This window comes from Enterobacter cancerogenus, from assembly GCF_019047785.1.
Classification (GTDB): domain Bacteria; phylum Pseudomonadota; class Gammaproteobacteria; order Enterobacterales; family Enterobacteriaceae; genus Enterobacter; species Enterobacter cancerogenus.
On the sequence record NZ_CP077290.1, the window covers coordinates 3069461 to 3088848 of the forward strand.

The window sequence follows — 19388 nt, forward strand, 5'->3', positions numbered from 1 at the left end:
TGGGTATAATCATACGCCCATTGAAGAAGGGCTACAAGGTACGGCACAGACACCATACCTGAACCGACGCGGCGCCGCTTTGCAAAAGCAGCCGTGAAAGTTCGGCGACGGTGCTGCCCGTGGTGACGACATCATCCACCAGCGCGATATGGAGGCCGTTGACCGGCAATTCAAGGCGAAAGGCATTTTTCAGGTTTCGTTTGCGCAGCCGCGCGTTGAGCCGGTGCTGGGTCGCGGTGGCCTGAACGCGCGTTAATGCTGAGGAAGGGTAACGACACCCGAGCCAGTGGGCGAGCGGACGGCAAAGCAGGTCGCTTTGGTTGTAGCCTCGCCGCCAGTGGCGACGGCGATACAGGGGCACGTTCATGATCATGTCCACGCCTGGTAGCTGGCGCGTGCGTCGCGCCTGTAAAAGCGCCAGCAGCAGCAGACGGGCGAGGGGGCGCGCCAGCGAACTCTGACTGGAAAACTTCAGGGAATGAATCAGACCGCTCAGGGGCGGAACGTAGTGGTCTACTGCCACCAGGGCACACCACGGCGGCGGTTTTTTCAGGCAGCGGCCGCACGGGAGCTGCGGGCTAGTCGCCGGTAAACCACATTGCGGGCAGCCGCTGATACGCCCTTGCAGCGAGCGCGTACAGACAGAACAGATGCCCCATCCGCTCAGCGTAAGCGGCATTCGGCATAGCCAGCACAAGCCGGGCGCTGTTAGCATAGACAACCTCCATGTCAAAAAGAGAACGATAGCTGATGAAGACGCTGTGGTGGCAGACCGTTGGGACGGGAAATTGTCATCTTGTGCTGCTGCACGGATGGGGACTGAACGCCGAAGTGTGGCGTTGCGTAAGTGAGGAACTGGCCTCGCATTTTACACTGCATCTGGTGGATTTGCCCGGCTATGGCCGCAGCAGCGGCTATGGTGCGATGACGCTTGCTGAGATGGCAAACGAGGTCCTGGACGCGGCGCCGCAAAACGCCATCTGGCTGGGCTGGAGCCTGGGCGGGCTGGTGGCGAGCCAGATTGCGCTTACCCATCCCGAACGCGTGCAGGCGCTGGTCACCGTGGCCTCGTCGCCCTGTTTCAGCGCGCATGATGCATGGCCGGGGATCAAACCGGAGGTGTTGGCCGGGTTCCAGCAGCAGTTGAGCGCTGATTTCCAGCGCACGGTGGAGCGTTTTCTGGCGCTACAGACGATGGGCACGGAAACGGCGCGTCAGGATGCGCGTACGCTGAAACAGACCGTGCTCGCTCTGCCGATGCCGGACGTGGCGGTCCTCAACGGCGGGCTGGAAATCCTGAGAACGGTCGATCTGCGTGAACCGCTTGCCTCACTGGCGCTGCCGCACCTGAGGATCTACGGCTATCTTGATGGCCTGGTGCCGCGCAAAGTTGTTCCTCTGCTTGATGCGATTTGGCCGGAAAGTGAATCGCTGGTAGTGGCGAAAGCCGCCCATGCGCCGTTTATCTCTCATCCTGAGGAGATCGTGTCTGCGCTCGTTGCGCTACGTCAACGTGTGGCCTGACTGATTTCTCACCCGCCTGGCAAAAATGCCGCACCGCAACAATACTCAAGGTGTCGTTGCGGTTGTTTTGCCTACGATAATCAAAACAACAATCCTAAGGAGAGTCGGGTTATGAAACTTGTTACAGGTATTGTCACTTCTCTGGTTATTGGGTCTCTGTCATTTGGCGTGTTTGCGGCAGAAGAGCTGCAAAAAGATAAGGTCAAAGAGATGAATCTGACCAAGGTGGGGGAGATCACCACGTCTGACACCACAGCACCGATGGATGCGAAGCGCGAGCTGTCCAAAAAAGCGGATGAGCTGGGCGGAAAATACTACGTGATTACCAGCGCGCAGAAAGACACCAAAAACGTGCATGCTACGGCTGAAGTCTTTAAGTAATACAACAGAGCCGGGCAGTTACGCCCGGCTCTCGCTTAACGCAGCGCCCACCACTCCCTGAGGCAGGCCTTTCCTTCAGGACAGCTTTTGCAACTGCCCGACAGGCAATCGTTCGGCTCTTCCTGAATACGCACGGCTTTCCCCATGGCTTCGAGCCTTTCCAGCATGGCATCGATCATCGGTTGCGGCGTATGCAGGTTGATGCTCAGCTGTTTTGCCTCCATCCGTCCCTGTAATGCCAGTAAATCCCGAACCTGAATTAACGATGCCATGGTGTTCACCTCTTAATGACAGTCGCCAGCCGGGCTGTTGCAGCAGGTAGCGGGGGTTTTACGGGTCGCCAGCAGGTTAACGTCAACGCGGCTACGCGCCCGACGCAGCAGGCCGATCACGACCACGTTGAACAGGATCACCGCCAGAATGCAGACCAGGCTGTAGCGCGGATGCTGGCTGAAGTTAGCCGCCTGATAAAACACCGTCGACAGCGAGTAGGCGATGTTAAGCCCCCACAGTACGGAGAAGCCCATCCAGCCGCGGCTGGATTCACGGGCAATCGCCCCCATCACGGAGATGCACGGAATGTACAGCAGCACGAAGATCAGGTAGCTGTAGGCCGCTGACGCGCTGCCAAACTTCTCGCTCATCACGCCCATGGCACCGGTGGCCATTTCGCCGTCGCCTTTACTGGCTTCGATGGGGTTTGCCAGAACGCTCAGGCTAAAGGTGTCTTTCAGGCTCTGCCAGGTCTCATCCACCGCGCCGAGCAACTCGTCACCGAGGTGAAACTCTGCCGGGTTAAACTCCTGCTCCTGAATGTTTTCAGCGGTGTAGAGGGTGTTGAGCGTACCCACAACCACCTCTTTTGCCATCGCCCCGGTGAACAGGCCCACGGTCGCCTGCCAGTTATCTTCATGCACGCCAATCGGTTTGAACACCGGTGTGATGACGCGGCTGACGGAGGCCAGCGCGGAGTCGTTGATGTTATCTGCCGCTTGTCCGCTCAGGGTAAAACTGTTCAACGCGCTCAGGAAAATACTGACAATCACGATAACTTTACCGGCACGCAGTACGAAGCCTTTCAGGCGCTGCCAGGTCTGGATCACCAGGCTCTTAAGATGCGGCACGTGGTAAACCGGCAGTTCCATCACAAACGGCGACGCTTCACCGCGCATGATGGTGTGTTTGAGCATCAGGCCGGTCAGGATCGCCATCACGATGCCCAGCACGTACAGCGAGAAGACCGCCAGCGCACCCTGCTGGCCAAAAAAGGCCGCCGCAAAGACCGCAAAGATAGCCAGTCGTGCGCCGCAGGACATAAACGGCGCCATCATGATGGTCATCAGACGTTCACGTGGGGCATCGAGCGTGCGCGCGCCCATCACCGACGGGACGTTGCAGCCGAAGCCGACAATCAGCGGTACGAAGGATTTACCCGGCAGGCCCAGCGCCTGCATCAGGCGGTCCATCACGAACGCGGCGCGGGCCATGTAGCCGGAGTCCTCAAGGAAGGAGAGGAACAGGTACATCATGCCAATCTGCGGCACCAGCGGCAGAACGGTATTGATACCGCCGCCCAGGCCCTGGGCGAGGAAGATGGTCAGCCATTCCGGGAAGTGCAGGGTGTAACCCAGCCACTGAATGCCGTGCACGAAGATCGCAACCGATCCGGCGTCGAAAATAGGCTGTAACGCACCGCCGATGTTAATGGCGAGCAGGAACATGAGGTACATCACGAGCAGGAAAACGGGCAGGCCGAGGAAACGATTGAGGACAATTTTATCAATCGCGGCGGTAAAGCGGCTCGGTTCTGCCGTTAACGCGTTGCTGACCACGTCGCAAATGGCCGCGATGGCCTGATAGCGCGCATCCGCGATATGCAGAGCCGGGTCGTCGAGTTCGTCGTTGAGACGCGCCAGCGCAACGTCCAGCTTATCCGCCGCGTTGCCTGCATAGGCGCGGCTGTAAATATCGCCTTCCAGCATCTGCAGGCCGAGCCACTGGCGCTGGCGGGCGGGCAGGGTGCCGTCCATTGCCTGTGCCAGGGCGCTGGCTTCGCGCAGCAGCGGCCGGGCGTAATGCACCAGCTCAACGTCGCTGTTTCCGGTATGACGGTCAATCGCCAGCTTCAGGGCATCAATGCCGCGAGCGCGGGTCGAAACCAGCGGCACCACCGGGCAGCCCAGACGGGCGGAGAGCGCGTCGATATCAATACGCAGATTCTGCTTTTCCGCAATGTCGAGCATGTTGAGCGCGACGATGCAGGGAATGCCCAGCTCAAGCAGCTGCAGCGTCAGGTAGAGGTTACGCTCCAGGTTGGAGGCGTCCACGACGTTAATCAGTAAGTCTGCATCGCCGCTCAAAATATAGTGGCAGGCGATCTGCTCATCGAGCGAGGTTTGCGAAGAGATGGTGGTTAACGAATAGGTGCCGGGCAGGTCAACTAACGTTACCTGATTATCCGTGGTCGTGAATTGACCCTCTTTTCGTTCTACCGTTACGCCTGCCCAGTTCCCCACGCGCTGACGTGCGCCGGTAAGCTGGTTAAATAAGGTTGTCTTGCCGGAATTAGGATTGCCAATTAAGCCAATAGTTAATTTTTTCATTGTAATAGACTCACTGAAACCGCTGGCGTGTTATCGGGATAAGGATTCGACTTCAATTAATGCGAGGTCTTTTTTACGCAATACCAGATTGACGCGTCGGGTTTCGATATGAACGGGATCGCCCAGGGGCGCAACGCGTACGACCTGGAATGACGAGCCGGGGAGCATGCCCAACGACAGCAGCTTCTGCCGATAGGCCGGGCTAATTTCACGGGTAAAACCGGTAATTTTCCATGCACTGTCTGGTGTAAATTGCATAATGCCTGATTCCACGGAAGGTTAAATAATCTACTACAGGATGATAATGAGAATAGTTTTTATCAGCAATAATAAAAATGTGACGGGATGTTGTCGGCGCAATTAATTTCGCGCCAGTTTGACCTTGCTCAATATTAGTGATTTTAAGAAATGAAGCGCAAAAGGGTTATTTGTTAAAGATGTGATAAATAGTGGTGTATATACGGATATACAACCGGTTTCATATTTTTGATAAATGAGTGAGGACTTAATTATTTAATTTTCTGCGATCTGTATGCCGGGCGGCACTGCGTTTGCCCGGCCTACAAAAACTCATGCCCGGTAAACGTCGCGCCACCGGGCGTTTAGTCACTTAGCGCTTCTTACCCATTGCCGCCGCCAGCGCATCCATCATCGCGCTGTTGCCAGCCGGTTGTGCCTCGCGTCCGCGTGGTTTTGCCGCTTTGGTCGCCGGGCGCTGCTGTTCGCGGCCACCGCCGTTGCTGCCACGGCGCGCGTTGGTTTCGCCAGGTTGCTCGTCCAGACGCATGGTCAGGGCGATACGCTTGCGCTGCAGATCCACTTCCAGCACCTTCACCTTCACGATGTCGCCCGCTTTGACCACGGTGTGCGGATCTTCCACGAACTTGTCGGCGAGGGAGGAGATATGGACCAGGCCATCCTGATGCACACCGATATCGACAAACGCACCAAAGTTGGTGACGTTAGTCACTGCGCCTTCCAGCACCATGCCCGGCAGCAGGTCGTTCATGGTTTCGACGCCGTCAGCAAAGGTGGCGGTTTTAAACTCAGGACGCGGATCGCGGCCCGGCTTTTCCAGCTCTTTGATGATGTCCGTCACGGTCGGCACGCCGAACTGTTCGTCGGTGAAATCGACCGCTTTCAGATTACGCAGCGCGCTGTTATCGCCCATCAGATCTTTCAGCGCCTGCTGGGTGGCCGCCAGAATACGTTCCACGACAGGATAGGCTTCCGGGTGAACGGTGGACGCATCCAGCGGGTTGTCGCCATGGTTGATACGCAGGAAGCCCGCGCACTGCTCAAAGGCTTTCGGCCCCAGACGGCTCACCTTCAGGAGCTGCTGGCGGTTCTTGAACTGACCGTTCTCGTCGCGCCAGGCCACAATGTTCTGCGCCATCATGCGGGTTAAGCCCGCTACGCGCGTCAGCAGGGGAACGGAAGCGGTGTTGAGGTCTACGCCGACGGCGTTAACACAGTCTTCTACTACCGCATCCAGCTTGCGTGCCAGCTGCGTCTGGCTCACGTCGTGTTGATACTGGCCCACGCCGATGGATTTCGGGTCTATCTTCACCAGCTCCGCCAGCGGATCCTGCAGACGGCGGGCAATTGAGACGGCACCGCGCAGTGAAACGTCGAGATCCGGGAACTCCTGCGCCGCCAGTTCGGACGCGGAATAAACGGACGCGCCCGCTTCGCTGACGATGACCTTCTGCGCCGTGACTTTCGGGAACTGCTTCTGTACATCCAGGTAGAAACGCTCGGTTTCGCGTGACGCGGTGCCGTTACCGATGGCAACCAGCTCAACGTTGTACTTCTCGCAAAGCGCCGCTACCGCAACAGCCGCTTTGGCTGCCTGGCCGGTATGCGGATAGATGGTGTCGGTCGCGACCAGCTTGCCGGTCCCGTCAACCACCGCCACTTTCACGCCGGTACGCAGGCCCGGATCGAGGCCCATGGTCGCGCGCAGGCCCGCCGGCGCGGCCATCAGCAGGTCGTGCAGGTTACGGGCAAAGACGTTGATCGCCTCGTCTTCCGCACGCTCGCGCACGGTACCCATCAGCTCGGTTTCGAGGTGCATCAGCACCTTAATGCGCCACGTCCAGCTCACCACGCCTTTACGCCAGGCATCTGCCGGGGCGTTGTTCAGGCGCAGGCCGAGGTGGTCGATGATGATCTGCTCGCAGTGGCTCTCTTTTGGCGGCTCGTCGAACTGAGGGTCGGCATTCAGGGAGAGCTGCAATACGCCTTCGTTGCGGCCGCGGAACATGGCCAGCGCGCGGTGCGACGGCGCGGTAGAAATCGGTTCGTGATGGTCGAAGTAGTCGCGAAACTTCGCGCCTTCCTCCTCTTTACCGCTGACAACGGTCGAGACGATGTGGGCATTCTTCCACAGATAATCACGCACTTTGGCGAGCAGCGCCGCGTCTTCAGAGAAGCGCTCCATCAGAATATAGCGTGCGCCATCGAGCGCAGCCTTGGTGTCCGCCACGCCTTTATCGGCGTCGATAAATTTCGCGGCTTCGGTGTCCGGATCGTGAGAGGGGTCGTTCCACAGCAGATCGGCCAGCGGCTCAAGACCTGCTTCGATCGCAATCTGCCCGCGCGTGCGGCGCTTCGGTTTGTACGGTAGATAGAGATCTTCTAATTCGGTTTTGCTGAGGGTGCCGTTAATGGCTTTTTCCAGATCGCTGGTCAGTTTGCCCTGCTCGCCGATGGATTTCAGGATGGCCTGACGTCGGTCTTCCAGCTCGCGCAGGTAGCCCAGGCGGGTCTCCAGATTACGCAGCTGTGTGTCATCCAGACCACCGGTGACTTCCTTACGATAACGTGCAATAAACGGCACGGTGTTCCCTTCATCAAGCAGGCGAACGGCAGCTTCTACCTGTTCGGCTCTGGCCTGAATATCACCCGCAATAATGCGGCAGAGCGACTCTTTCATCATGGCTTTATCATCTGTTGGGTCGAAAAATCAGGGGATAGTTATACGGGCTGACACGAAAAAATGCCAGCCGCGGAGGGCGCTCTCGGACTATTTAACGTACTCGATTTCGTTCACGTACCAGCTCGCTTCCCCGCCAGGGGTCTGGACAACGGCTAAATCGCCCACTTCCTTTTTCAGCAGGGCGCGGGCCATGGGGGAATCGATGGAGATGTAATCCTTACGACCAAAAATTTCATCGTAGCCGACAATCCGAAAACGCAGGGTATCGCCGTCGTCATTCTCTATTTCCACCCACGCGCCAAAGAACACTTTGCCCTCCTGCTGCGGGGAGTAATCGACGATTTTGAGGTGTTCGAGGCATTTCGTCAGGTAGCGTACGCGGCGGTCGATTTCGCGCAGCCGCTTTTTGTTGTACTGGTAGTCAGCATTTTCGCTGCGATCGCCCAGGCTCGCAGCCCAGGTGACTTTTTTGGTCACTTCCGGACGCTCTTCGCGCCACAGGTAATCCATCTCTTTTTTGAGCTTCTCGTACCCTTCGCGGGTGATCAGGGGCGTTTTCATGGTGTGACCTTCTGACTCGACATCGTTGCAAACCTTTCGCACATTACGTATCACATAAAATAACAGACAGTGTAAATAAGGGGTTATGTGATGATGTGTGCAGATAAGCTGCTGTTAAATATGCTTTGTAACAATTTCGACTAGAATTTATACCAGAATTCGCTGGTCGAATACGTGCACTTTTTTAGAATACGCTGTTATTAAACGATCCGAACCTTTGGGAGTACACATAATGCAAGAGAACTATAAAATTCTGGTCGTGGATGACGACATGCGCCTGCGCGCGCTGCTCGAACGTTATCTGACCGAGCAGGGCTTCCAGGTTCGTAGCGTGGCGAACGCCGAGCAGATGGACCGTCTGCTGACTCGCGAATCCTTCCACCTGATGGTCCTCGACCTGATGCTGCCGGGCGAAGACGGCCTCTCTATTTGCCGCCGCCTGCGTAGCCAGAGCAACCCGATGCCGATCATCATGGTGACGGCGAAGGGCGAAGAAGTTGACCGTATCGTGGGCCTGGAGATCGGCGCTGACGACTACATTCCAAAACCGTTCAACCCGCGCGAGCTGCTGGCCCGTATCCGCGCCGTGCTGCGCCGTCAGGCGAACGAACTGCCTGGCGCACCGTCGCAGGAAGAGGCGGTTATCGCCTTCGGCAAGTTTAAGCTGAACCTCGGTACCCGCGAGATGTTCCGTGAAGACGAGCCAATGCCGCTGACCAGCGGTGAGTTTGCCGTCCTGAAAGCGCTGGTGAGCCACCCGCGTGAGCCGCTCTCCCGCGATAAGCTGATGAACCTGGCGCGTGGCCGCGAATACTCCGCAATGGAACGTTCCATCGACGTGCAGATCTCCCGTCTGCGCCGCATGGTGGAAGAAGATCCGGCGCATCCTCGTTACATTCAGACCGTATGGGGTCTGGGCTACGTCTTTGTCCCGGACGGCGCTAAAGCATGAGGCGAATGCGCTTCTCACCGCGAAGCTCGTTTGCCCGCACTCTGCTCCTGATTGTCACCTTGCTGTTTGTCAGCCTGGTGACAACCTACCTGGTGGTGCTGAACTTTGCGATCCTGCCGAGCCTCCAGCAGTTTAATAAGGTTCTGGCGTACGAAGTCCGTATGCTGATGACCGATAAACTGCAGCTGGAGGACGGCACGCAGTTAGTTGTCCCTCCGGCGTTTCGCCGTGAAATCTACCGTGAACTGGGTATTTCGCTTTACTCGAATGAGGCGGCGGAAGACGCGGGTCTGCGCTGGGCGCAGCACTATGAATTCCTCAGCCAGCAAATGGCGCAGCAGCTGGGTGGCCCAACCGAAGTGCGCGTTGAGGTCAACAAAAGCTCGCCCGTCGTCTGGCTGAAAACCTGGCTGTCACCCAACATCTGGGTGCGCGTCCCGCTGACTGAAATCCATCAGGGCGACTTCTCTCCGCTGTTCCGCTATACCCTTGCGATCATGCTGCTGGCGATAGGGGGCGCGTGGCTGTTTATCCGTATACAGAACCGACCGCTGGTCGACCTGGAGCACGCGGCGCTGCAGGTCGGTAAAGGGATTATTCCACCGCCGCTGCGCGAGTATGGTGCGTCGGAGGTGCGTTCGGTGACGCGCGCCTTTAACCACATGGCGGCAGGCGTGAAGCAGCTGGCGGACGACCGCACGCTGCTGATGGCGGGTGTGAGCCATGACCTGCGTACTCCGTTGACGCGTATTCGTCTGGCAACCGAGATGATGGGCGAGCAGGACGGGTATCTCGCCGAGTCCATCAACAAGGACATCGAAGAGTGTAATGCCATTATCGAGCAGTTCATTGACTACCTGCGCACCGGGCAGGAGATGCCAATGGAAATGGCCGACCTGAACGCAGTACTGGGTGAAGTGGTGGCCGCCGAGAGCGGTTACGAGCGTGAAATTGATACCGACCTCCAGGCGGGCGAGATTCAGGTGCGTATGCATCCTCTCTCTATCAAGCGTGCGGTCGCCAATATGGTGGTTAACGCGGCGCGATACGGCAACGGGTGGATCAAGGTCAGCAGCGGCTCAGAACTTAACCGCGCGTGGTTCCAGGTGGAAGACGATGGTCCGGGCATTAAGCCTGAGCAGCGTAAACACCTGTTCCAGCCGTTTGTACGCGGCGACAGTGCGCGCAGTACCAGCGGAACGGGTTTAGGCCTCGCGATTGTGCAGCGTATTGTCGATAACCATAACGGGTTGCTGGAGATTGGCACCAGCGAGCGGGGCGGTTTGAGCATTCGCGCCTGGCTACCGGTGCCGGTAACGCGTGGGCAGGTGAAAGAGAGTTAAAAAAGGGTGGCATCTGCCACCCTTTTTTTGTAGGTCGGGTAAGGCGATGCCGCCACCCGACAAAAATACGACCTCTGCGGTCTGATGCCCTCACCCTGGCCCTCTCCCACGGGGAGAGGGAGATGGGTTACAGCTTTGGTCCCGCACTCACCAGCGCAACGCCCGCCGGGGTGTCGGTATACTTCTCAAAGTTCTCAATAAACAGCTTCGCCAGCGATTCCGCCTTCTCACGCCACTGCTCCGGTGAGCCGTAGGTATTGCGCGGGTCGAGAATACGCGTCTCCACGCCCGGCAACTCCGTCGGGATCGCCAGATCAAACATCGGCAGCGTGAAGGTTTCGGCGTTATCCAGCGAACCATCCAGAATGGCGTCGATAATGGCGCGGGTATCTTTGATAGAGATACGTTTGCCGGTGCCGTTCCAGCCGGTGTTCACCAGATACGCCTGCGCGCCGACGGCCTGCATGCGTTTCACCAGCACTTCAGCGTACTGTGTCGGGTGCAGCGACAGGAACGCCGCGCCGAAGCAGGCGGAGAAGGTTGGCGTTGGCTCCGTTACGCCACGCTCGGTCCCCGCCAGTTTAGCGGTAAAGCCGGAGAGGAAGTGGTACTGCGTCTGGCTGGCCGTCAGGCGAGAAACTGGCGGCAACACGCCGAACGCATCAGCCGTCAGGAAAATCACCTTCGTCGCGTGACCCGCTTTTGACACCGGCTTAACGATATTGTCGATGTGATAGATCGGGTAAGAGACGCGGGTGTTCTCGGTTTTCGAGGCGTCGTCGAAGTCGATGGAGCCATCGGCACGCACGGTGACGTTTTCCAGCAGCGCATCGCGACGGATGGCGTGGTAAATATCCGGCTCCGCCTCTTCAGACAGGCGAATGGTCTTCGCGTAGCAGCCGCCTTCAAAGTTAAACACGCCGTCATCATCCCAACCGTGTTCGTCGTCGCCAATCAGGCGGCGTTTCGGATCGGTGGAGAGGGTGGTTTTACCGGTGCCGGACAGGCCGAAGAATACCGCCACATCGCCTTTCTCCCCAACGTTTGCCGAGCAGTGCATTGAGGCAATACCGCGCAGCGGCAGCAGGTAGTTCATCACCGAGAACATCCCTTTCTTCATTTCGCCGCCGTACCAGGTCCCGCCGATCAGCTGGATGCGCTCGGTCAGGTTGAAGGCGATGAAGTTTTCGGAGTTCAGGCCCTGCTCTTTCCACTGTGGGTTAGTGCATTTCGCGCCGTTCATCACGATGAAGTCAGGGGTGAAATCGTGCAGCTCTTCGTCGGTTGGGCGAATAAACATGTTCTTCACGAAATGCGCCTGCCAGGCCACTTCGGTGATAAAACGCACGGAGAGACGGGTGTCGGCGTTCGCGCCGCAGAAAGCATCGACAATAAACAGACGCTTGCCGGAAAGTTGATGGGTGACGAGCCCTTTCAGATGCTGCCAGGTTTCCGGGGAGAGCGGTTTGTTATCGTTCTTCCCTTTGCCTTTATCAGCCCACCACAGCGTATCGCGGGTGGTTTCGTCTCGGACGATATACTTATCTTTCGGCGAACGACCGGTAAAAATACCGGTATCGACGGCGATAGCACCAAGGTTCGTCAACACACCTCGCTCGTATCCTTCCAGTGCTGGATTGAGCTCTTCCTGATACAACGTATCGTAATCGGGGTTGTAGACGACTTCCTGGACGTCGTGAATACCATAAGCCTTGAGATCTTGCGGGGTTAAACCAGTAACACGCATATCACTGCTCCTTAGCCAATATGTACTGCCTGAAATTGTAGGGTTTTTCTGGGGTTGTTAACCGCGACGGGGCTCATAGATTTACGTATCTGGACAAAACCCTTGCTAACGGAAAACGCTGCGACTCCAGTCACAGGGCAGGCGGATTATCGCAGGAATCGCTTTTTGGGTGGGGAAAATGTTCCTAAAAGGTTAAATGCTGGTGATTTTAACGGAGAGAATGTGAATGTAATCGCATACATGTTGGAAAATTACGTAAGAGTTACAGTGCTAAAAACGATTCACATCGCCTGCGGCAGTGCAGATTTCTGACTATGTTGAGGGCGCCTGTCCTGAAACAATACGCTTTTCGTGAAAAAGGGATGAGAAATGGAAAACAGTGAGACGCTGTCGCTCCCGGCGCGTGGTGCCGTGGTACTTGCCGGCGCATTGCAGGGAGCGCTGTGCTACGCGGTGACCTGGTACATCGACTATGCCAGCTTGCCGTCCAACACGCTGTGGCTGCTGTGCCTGATACCCGCCACGGTGGTGATGACCACCACGCTGGCGCTTTCGGTCACGTCGCTCAACGCCCGTTTTTTATGGCTGGCGTTAGGGGGGCTCGGCGCTGTCGTGGCGGGCATGGGAGCCTGGCTTAAAGGGTCCTTGTCGGGGCTTGGGCAGTGGGACGTGAGGGAGACGCTGCTCTTTTTTGGCTTTCATCTCCTGCTGATGACGCTGTTTATCCTGCCCTGGATCCAACGGCGTCTTGCGCCAGAAGGGGCCTTTTACAGCGATTTCTATGCCAGAAACTGGCAGAACGCGCTGACGATAGCCATCGTTTTTGTCTCTAACGGCCTGTTCTGGCTGGTGCTTTTCCTGTGGGCTGAACTCTTTAAGCTCATCGGCATCGCATTTTTCGAACGGCTTTTCTTTGATACGGCCTGGTTTATTAGCCTCTCATTCGGCATCGTTTCGGCGAGTGCGGCCGTGCTGGCCCGTGTGCAGGTGCGGCTCATCGCCGCATTGCAGCATCTGCTCACGCTTATCGCCACCGGCCTGCTGCCGTTGACGGCGGCGCTGGCGTTGCTCTTTATCGGCGCATTGCCTTTCGTGGGCCTGGATACCATTTCAACCCGCATCTCCGCAGCGGGCCTGCTCACGACGCTGGCGTTACTGTTGCTGCTTCTGGTGACGGTCGTCTGGCATCCGCAGCGCCGCACGTTGCCTTACTACTCTGCACTGAACGCTTTGGTTCGCCTGGCGGTGATCGTTGTGCCGGTTTATCCCGTTCTGGCCGCATGGGCACTCTGGCTGCGCATTTCACAGTACGGCTGGTCGCCCGATCGCCTGTACGGCACGTTGGTCACTATGGTGGCGCTGGTGTGGGCGGTCGGTTTTTGCGTCAGCGTCCTTTTCTACCGTCGTGAATCGCAGAGGCTCCAGGCGTACGTCACGCCAGCGACAGGGTTGCTCTCACTGCTCTTTCTGATGTTGATCCACACCCCCGTGCTCGACCCGTGGCGCATTAGCGTGAACAGCCATATGGCGCGCTACAAGGAAGGGCGGATCTCGGCAGATCAGATAAGCCTGTATATGCTCAGCCACAGCGGGCGTAAGGGACGAGAGGCGCTGGAAATGCTGCAAAACGATCCGCAGTTTATTTCAAACCCTAAGCGCCAGCGCGAGCTTAATGGTCTTCTCTCTGGAAACCGTGGCGGGGCGGAGAAAATGACCGCCGCGATGCTGGAAAAGCAGGTCCAGCTCGCGCCGGGAATGGCCCGTCCTGACAAAGGATTATGGCAAGCCATGCTCAGCAATCAGTATCGCTTTGAGAGCTGTGATAGCGCCCAGGGTAACTGTTTGCTCATGTCGCTCGATCTCAACGGAGACGGCAAACCGGAAGCGGTACTGTATCAATTCACCGATCGCACTATCGCGGCTTACACACAAACAGACACGGGCTGGAGGATAGCCGGAGATGCGTGGAAAATGCCGGAGGCATTGACCAGAGAAGAACTCGACCGCGCATTACGGCAGGGGAGGGTGAAATCTATCGTGAAACCCTGGGCGGATATTGAGATTTTCGGGGAGCGTGTCGACATGAGTTACGACAGTTACAACAACGCGCAGTGGCGCTAACGCACTTTCTTGCCGGGTCTTGCCGGGTGGCGCTACGCTTACCCGGCCTACAATGAGCAATCATATCAAGAGATTGCACAATTATTTGTAGGCCCGTGCAAGCATAGCGCCGTCGGGCAACAGACTCAGAGCTTAGTGAACCTGCGGATCCGCCGGAGAGGCGTTATTGCGGATTTCCGCAATATCCATCGAATTGAACACGTAATGCGTGCCGCAGTAGTCACAGTGCATGTCGATTTCGCCGTCTTCCGCCATGATGCTGTCGATCTCTTCATCTGGCAGGGTTTTCAGCGCGCCCGCACAACGTTCGCGGGAGCAGGTGCACTTAAACTCAACCGCCTGCGGATCGTAAACCGTCACTTCTTCTTCGTGATACAGACGCCACAGCACGTCGGTCGCTGACAGGGTAAACAGCTCCTCCGCTTTGATGGTTTCCGTCAGCGTCGCCAGGTGCTCGAAATCGTTGGTCTGCGCGTCCTGAGCAGGCAGAACCTGCAGCAGCATACCGCCAGCCGCCGGCTGGCCGTCCACTTCACCGGTGCGGATGAACAGACGGGTAGGCAGCTGTTCAGAACGCATGAAGTAATCTTCCAGACAGGCGGCCAGGGTATCGCCTTCCAGGCCGACAACGCCCTGATAGCGCTCGCCTTCTTCTGGTGAAATGGTGATGACCAGGTAGCCATTACCCACCAGCGTTTTGAGGTCTGCGTTTTCAGGTACGTCGCCCTGAACGCGCGCCACGCCGCGCATCTGCTGCTGGTTGTTGCCGTTGATCACCGCCAGCGTCATCGGGCCATCGCCCTGCAGCTGCACGGTGATATCGCCTGCGAATTTCAGCGTGGCGGTCAGCAGGCTGGTGGCAACCAGCAGTTCGCCCAACAGGTTTTTCACCGGCAGCGGGTAGTTGTGGTTTTCCAGAATCTGTTTCCAGGTTTCGGATACGGTGACCAGCTCGCCGCGCACGGCGAATTGTTCAAACAGATAGCGGTGTAATTGGTCGTGTTGGGCCATTTTCATCTCTCGTGCAGGTGAGGTTATTCGCTCTCACCGTGTTTAAATTTCATCAGATCGCGGCGCTCTTTCTTATCCGGTCGCCGGTCCGGGTGTGGCATCGTCAGCGCGTTCATTTTGCGCGCCAGCGCGGTTTTCTCGCGCTTCTCAATGCTTTCTGCCGTCTCTTCATAAAGCAAAACGGCTTCGGTTGCGGGGCGCCGCTGCTCGGTGATGGCTTTCACCACCACCGTTTTTTCATCGTTGCCCTGGCGAAGCGTCAGGGTGGCATTCAGTTCAACCAGCTTGCTCGGTTTGCTGCGCTGGCCGTTGTAATGCACTTTGCCGCCGTCAACCATTTCACGGGCAAGGGCTCGCGTTTTATAAAAACGGGCAGCCCACAGCCATTTATCCAGTCTTACCCCATCAACGGGCTTTTCTTTCATGGCGTCTCCTTCACGGTGAGTGAGGGGATCATCCGGCGATAATCGTTCAGCCCCGGATGCCGCACGTAGCTTTTCTCGGCCAGGCCAGAATCAGGATTGGTCACGCCCAGGCAGTAGCGGATCCCGAACGTGGCGGCCGCATCCAGAATCGGCTCACTGTCATCAATGAACAGGGTTCGCTCCGGCTGTAAACCGGTCTCTTCCGCTACCGCATGCCACAAACGCTGATCCTCTTTCGGATAACCAAATGTGTGGGTGGAAAGTAATAAATCAAGGTGCGCAGCAAGACCGGTGTGTTCCAGCTTCACGGCCAGGTTATGAGGATGCGCGTTGGTCAGCAAAATACGGCGCTTGCCGCTTGCTTTCAGGGCATCCAGGAACGGCACCGTGTCTTCACGCAAGACGGCGCGCGGCCCCTGCGTCGTCGTCATGGCGCAAATATCCAGGCCGAGGCGCTCGCTCCAGTAATCAAGACAGTACCAGTTTAGCGTATGCTGCACCGCGCTATATTGCGAACGAATGAATTCCTGCGCTTCTGCGGCGGAGATACCCTGCTGCTCGCCATAGGTTTCCGGCACCAGCTTTTGCCAGAAGTAGTTATCAAAGGCGAGATCGAGCAGCGTGCCGTCCATATCCAGCAGGACGGTATCGACGTCCTGCCAGGCGATATCAAGATGCATAAGGGAAACTCCAGCCAGAAGAAACGTGCGCGACAGGGTAGCACATCTTGTCGCGCGGTGACGTTATCCGATCAGGCTCTCGGGGGCGGAGATAAGCTGAGGATTAAGGCAGTTTTCATAATATTGCTGGATGTCGGCCAGACGCGAACGCGAGCGCTGATAGCGGCGTACCGCCAGATAGCCGTTGCAAATAATGCACACCAGCATCGTGAGCATCAGCAGGGAGGTGCCAATGTAACGCCATAACCCGGCGCTATCCGGCATGCGGTGCAGGCCGATATGACGCGTGCCGTTGGCATCGGTATAAATCCCCGTCACGATCCCTTCTGCGGTGAACGGCGTTTGCATCAGCATCTGCGCCAGCCGCTGGAACTCACCCCACTGTTCCTGAGCAGGGTAGTCGTAAAGAGAGACCTGAGGATAAGGCTGGTCGACCAGGTCGCTGCCCTCATCGCTGGCGATAACAAAGCCGCCCGGTGCCGGGCTGTTTAGTGCCTGCGCCGCACGAGTGGTTTCGCGCATCACGAACGGCGCGGTGGACGTTGCCACCAGGTTGTCCAGCGACTCGGCGCTGACCGGGCGCAGCAGCACGTTGACGCCATCCAGCCGTCCCGCTTCGGCGCGTTTCACCAGGGCATCCCAGTCTTTGCTGTTACCCAGGTTCACGAGGGCGTTTTTGAGGCGTACGCACTCGTCCTGAGCGGAACACAAATCCTCTGTCTTCAGCACGATTTCACCGAAGTCATCGAGCAGTACCATGCCGGATTTTTGAATTGCCGAGCGCAGCGCCGGGCTGACGCGAGAATCATCATCCGGTTTGGGATGAAGCTGGCGGTTGACCGTCTGGGTGAGCGCATTGGCTTTGGTGACGATATCCGATTCCGGTAACGGCAGGGGAGGCGCGTCGTTCCAGATAATTTGCGAACAGTCGAACGGCATAAACGGTGAATTCTGACGGGTGTTCCACGCGCCCGGCGCATGGATATTACACATGCCTGTGCCCTTCAGACGCAGCGTATCGCCTACGCGCACGCCCGCGTCGTCCAACTGTTTAACGCTGGTGGCTTCGACGGTTTGCGCCCCTTTAAACCACGACAGGGTGAATTTGATCGGCATATCCAGCGGAACGAAAAGCAGCAGCATCGCGAAGACCAGTGCGGCCCCCCCGGCGATAACCGTGCTACGCAACCAGTGCTGAAGCGGGAAGTTTTTCACTTCATCATGCAGGGAGAGATACCGCCCCTGGCGCACAACGTGGCGGTCGAGATAGATATCAATATCCGTTTTATGGCCTAAATCCTGGACGATCCACGGTTGCCAGTGGCGTGGGTAGATCAGATCGATAATGCCAAGCGAGATATTGTTGAGATGTTCCTGATCGTTCTCGCCGAACAACCCCCAGCGCTTTGGCGTTCCGCGCAGGCAGTGGATTTCACGCAGCGAAGTTTTCGCGGGAGGGGCATACAGGCCCCATAACCCGGCGGCCAGCAGCAGGATAGCCCCCCCGGCGAGCCATGGCACGAACACGTCGGGCGTGAGCAGGCAGAAGAAAAACAGCAGGAACGCGACCACGATCAGCACCGCTTCGCGGATGCCATCCGGGCGGCTCAGGGCGTACTCTTCATGCGTCTCCTGACGGATGTTCAGCAGCTCAATCTGCTCGGTCTCTTCACCCCGAATCGAGGCCTGCGTGGAGCTTGCACGCTCCAGCGCAAAGCGCGGCGCTTCCTGAACGTATTCGCTCAGGGTGTGGCCGTTAAGCGTAATCACTAGCGGAAGGGCGTCGGTATGGATCAGCTCTACGCTGTTCTCATCGTTGATGTACTGCTCCCAGAAAGGCGGCAGATGCACCTCAACCGAGTCGAGGTAGTAGCGCCATTTATTGGGATCGTCGGTAGTGATGCCATAGCGGGTAATGGAACGCGTCACGCACAGCACCGTGTCGCTTTGCGCGTTCAGGTTGAGCGATACCGGCGCGGCAGTCGCCCCCGTCGGCCCGGGCGACTGCTGAGAGCGATTAAGCGTTTCAAGGTATTGTTCAACTGCGCTGCGTTCTTCTGGCGACAGCTTACGCGTGGTCGCGCCAGCAAAAGCGTTCAGGAAGGGCAGCCGATATCGGCGATGTACGCGACGCCTGTATAGCCACCCTGCAATCATTGCGCCGGCCAGCATAGCAGCGAGAAAAATCAAAATGGTGCTCATGCTTTCCCCATCTTACTTAATTTTCTTACAGGTGTAGTCAGTTGCACCTTTAAAAATGAAACAGAGTCTGTGGTTGGCTATCGGCAAGTAAGGAGTCGAACTTGAGCATTTTGAAGCGCATCCCAGTGATCGATGATGATAGCAAAGCCTGCCATGGCGCGATATCAGCAAATTCCTGGAAACATTTCAACCTCTTGACTTTTCTTTTGAATTGAGAACTACATCCTTTTACGTTGCAAGAATGTAAATAAAGAACAATTGACATTGCCGAAACCGTGCGGCATATCGCACAATAAAGCCAGATCACACAGCAAAGACCCATCAAGATGAGCAAACCACTACAAAAACCCACCATTCTGCACGTTGAAACGGTCGCGAAATCGCGTCTGTTTAATGTCGAAAGCGTGGACCTGGAGTTCAGCAACGGTGTGCGTCGCGTTTATGAACGTATGCGCCCGTCATCGCGCGAAGCGGTGATGATCATTCCCATCGTTGACGATCATCTGATTTTGATCCACGAATACGCTGTGGGAACGGAATCCTATGAGCTTGGGTTCCCGAAAGGGCTGATTGACCCGGGCGAGTCGGTGTTTGAAGCGGCAAACCGCGAGCTAAAAGAAGAGGCGGGTTTTGGCGCAAACGCGCTGTCGTTCCTCAAAAAACTGAGCATGGCACCGTCCTACTTTTCCAGCAAAATGAACATTGTGGTGGCGGAAGACCTCTACCCAGAATGGCTGGAAGGGGACGAGCCTGAGCCGTTGCCGCAGGTTCGCTGGCCGCTGGCGCATCTGATGGATCTGCTGGAAGAGCCGGACTTTACCGAAGCGCGTAACGTGAGCGCGCTGTTCCTGGTGCGGGAATGGCTGAAAGGACAGGGGCGGCTGTAGCCCATAAAAA

At 57.2% G+C, this 19388-nt stretch carries 17 protein-coding genes; 6 read left to right on the forward strand and 11 right to left on the reverse strand.

Annotated elements, in window-relative coordinates; all coding sequences use genetic code 11:
* Positions 1–31: 31 nt before the first annotated feature.
* Positions 32–715 carry a DNA utilization protein GntX gene (gene gntX, locus I6L58_RS14405; RefSeq protein WP_088209227.1) on the reverse strand — a complete coding sequence of 228 codons (684 nt, stop codon included), beginning with the start codon at positions 713–715 and terminating at the stop codon, positions 32–34.
* Between the two features lie 35 nt (positions 716–750).
* Between gntX and bioH the strand changes: the two genes are divergently transcribed.
* Together bioH and I6L58_RS14415 are read left to right on the forward strand one after the other, a co-directional pair.
* Positions 751–1524, forward strand: coding sequence for a pimeloyl-ACP methyl ester esterase BioH (gene bioH, locus I6L58_RS14410; RefSeq protein ID WP_088209226.1), 774 nt, complete (start codon positions 751–753; stop codon positions 1522–1524).
* Between the two features lie 111 nt (positions 1525–1635).
* The gene (locus tag I6L58_RS14415; RefSeq protein ID WP_006177896.1) at positions 1636–1905 is read left to right on the forward strand and encodes a YdgH/BhsA/McbA-like domain containing protein; all 270 of its coding nucleotides are present in this window, start codon (positions 1636–1638) and stop codon (positions 1903–1905) included.
* 35 nt (positions 1906–1940) lie between these two features.
* Here I6L58_RS14415 and feoC read toward each other — a convergent pair whose 3' ends face one another.
* The 5 genes from feoC to greB form a co-directional block, all read right to left on the reverse strand.
* Complete coding sequence (feoC, locus tag I6L58_RS14420; protein WP_006177895.1) at positions 1941–2177, reverse strand: [Fe-S]-dependent transcriptional repressor FeoC; 237 nt, start codon at positions 2175–2177, stop codon at positions 1941–1943.
* 12 nt (positions 2178–2189) lie between these two features.
* On the reverse strand, positions 2190–4508 hold the full coding sequence (gene feoB, locus I6L58_RS14425; protein WP_088209225.1) for a Fe(2+) transporter permease subunit FeoB: 2319 nt from the start codon (positions 4506–4508) through the stop codon (positions 2190–2192).
* 30 nt (positions 4509–4538) lie between these two features.
* Positions 4539–4766, reverse strand: coding sequence for a ferrous iron transporter A (gene feoA, locus I6L58_RS14430; protein WP_006177893.1), 228 nt, complete (start codon positions 4764–4766; stop codon positions 4539–4541).
* Positions 4767–5118: 352 nt separating this feature from the next.
* Positions 5119–7449: a Tex family protein gene (locus I6L58_RS14435; protein ID WP_088209224.1), complete on the reverse strand. Its 2331-nt coding sequence runs from the start codon at positions 7447–7449 to the stop codon at positions 5119–5121.
* 87 nt (positions 7450–7536) lie between these two features.
* Positions 7537–8010: a transcription elongation factor GreB gene (greB, locus tag I6L58_RS14440; protein ID WP_006177891.1), complete on the reverse strand. Its 474-nt coding sequence runs from the start codon at positions 8008–8010 to the stop codon at positions 7537–7539.
* A gap of 232 nt (positions 8011–8242) precedes the next feature.
* Here greB and ompR point away from each other — a divergent pair, with 232 nt between their 5' ends.
* Together ompR and envZ are read left to right on the forward strand one after the other, a co-directional pair.
* A complete protein-coding gene (gene ompR / locus I6L58_RS14445; RefSeq protein ID WP_006177890.1) occupies positions 8243–8962 on the forward strand; it encodes an osmolarity response regulator transcription factor OmpR in 720 nt (239 codons plus the stop codon).
* The gene (gene envZ, locus I6L58_RS14450) at positions 8959–10305 is read left to right on the forward strand and encodes a two-component system sensor histidine kinase EnvZ (RefSeq protein WP_058609488.1); all 1347 of its coding nucleotides are present in this window, start codon (positions 8959–8961) and stop codon (positions 10303–10305) included. The genes ompR and envZ overlap by 4 nt, the downstream gene beginning before the upstream one ends.
* A gap of 127 nt (positions 10306–10432) precedes the next feature.
* Here the strand turns inward: envZ and pckA are convergent, their stop codons facing one another.
* Positions 10433–12052: a phosphoenolpyruvate carboxykinase (ATP) gene (gene pckA / locus I6L58_RS14455; protein WP_058609487.1), complete on the reverse strand. Its 1620-nt coding sequence runs from the start codon at positions 12050–12052 to the stop codon at positions 10433–10435.
* Positions 12053–12421: 369 nt separating this feature from the next.
* Between pckA and I6L58_RS14460 the strand changes: the two genes are divergently transcribed.
* On the forward strand, positions 12422–14173 hold the full coding sequence (locus tag I6L58_RS14460; protein WP_088209223.1) for a DUF4153 domain-containing protein: 1752 nt from the start codon (positions 12422–12424) through the stop codon (positions 14171–14173).
* A 132-nt stretch (positions 14174–14305) separates the two neighbouring features.
* On the opposite strand, the gene hslO is transcribed toward I6L58_RS14460, so the two are convergent.
* The 4 genes from hslO to I6L58_RS14480 form a co-directional block, all read right to left on the reverse strand.
* A complete protein-coding gene (gene hslO, locus I6L58_RS14465; protein WP_058609502.1) occupies positions 14306–15184 on the reverse strand; it encodes an Hsp33 family molecular chaperone HslO in 879 nt (292 codons plus the stop codon).
* Between the two features lie 23 nt (positions 15185–15207).
* Positions 15208–15609 carry a ribosome-associated heat shock protein Hsp15 gene (gene hslR, locus I6L58_RS14470; protein ID WP_006177885.1) on the reverse strand — a complete coding sequence of 134 codons (402 nt, stop codon included), beginning with the start codon at positions 15607–15609 and terminating at the stop codon, positions 15208–15210.
* Complete coding sequence (yrfG, locus tag I6L58_RS14475) at positions 15606–16289, reverse strand: GMP/IMP nucleotidase (protein WP_006177884.1); 684 nt, start codon at positions 16287–16289, stop codon at positions 15606–15608. Before yrfG ends, hslR begins: the two co-directional genes overlap by 4 nt.
* Positions 16290–16352: 63 nt before the next feature.
* Entirely contained in the window at positions 16353–18491 is a 2139-nt protein-coding gene (locus tag I6L58_RS14480; RefSeq protein ID WP_058609484.1) for an intracellular growth attenuator family protein, read from the reverse strand.
* Between the two features lie 326 nt (positions 18492–18817).
* On the opposite strand from I6L58_RS14480, the gene nudE reads away from it, so the two are divergent.
* The gene (gene nudE / locus I6L58_RS14485) at positions 18818–19378 is read left to right on the forward strand and encodes an ADP compounds hydrolase NudE (RefSeq protein WP_006177881.1); all 561 of its coding nucleotides are present in this window, start codon (positions 18818–18820) and stop codon (positions 19376–19378) included.
* The last annotated feature ends 10 nt before the right edge of the window (positions 19379–19388 follow it).